The sequence below is a fragment of the Paenibacillus sp. LHD-38 genome (genome assembly GCF_031157315.1).
Lineage (GTDB): Bacteria > Bacillota > Bacilli > Paenibacillales > Paenibacillaceae > Pristimantibacillus.
Genome location: NZ_JAVIFU010000152.1, coordinates 1 through 642 on the forward strand (window position 1 = coordinate 1; position 642 = coordinate 642).

A 642-nucleotide genomic window follows, 5' to 3' on the forward strand; every position below is an offset into this window, starting at 1 on the left:
GACATAATTCCATCCTTTGCGTTCAATATGCGCGAAATTGTTGTAACTTTCATAACCTCGATCGGCAATAACAATGGTTTTGCCCTTGATGGGGGAACGGTCGACCATAGCAGCCAGCGCCCTTCCCTCGTTACGCAACCTTCGCGGCTGAACATTGGAATCTACGTACAGTCTGTTGCAGAGGTCATAGGCTGCGTTCAAATGAAGAAGGTTATAGCCTTTCGTGTTGGGTTGGCTTTGAAAGTAGGTGTCTGTGTCCGCAGGGTCCGTTGGGATATGCAAATCCGAACCGTCAATGGCAATTAATCGATACCCTCGGTAGTCCTTGATATCCGTATGCGATTGCGTAAATTTGTGAAACAAGCATTCCACAGCAGACGGCAGGATTTTATTTCTCTGCTGGACAAAAGCAGAGGTGGTTGCGGTATTTACATCATAGCCTTGTGATTCCAAGATCTCCTTGTATAAGCTGTTGCCACCCATAGAGATCAGGAGCTGCATGACCGTTTCAAAGGGAAGCTTTTTCTTTCGGGTAAAATCTTTTTCAGGGTTTTTGACATAAGGTGCTGGTGCGGCTGACATTTCTCGTATGAGGGATGTCAGCGTTTGTTTTAGCGAATTTGCGTACTCATTCATTGGCGT

1 protein-coding gene is annotated in these 642 nt (G+C 46.1%); it reads right to left on the bottom strand.

What is annotated here, in order from left to right:
• Positions 1-582 (bottom strand): transposase (locus RCO25_RS34670; protein ID WP_309000581.1); only part of this gene is annotated, 582 nt, incomplete at its 3' end.
• Positions 583-642 lie beyond the last annotated feature (60 nt).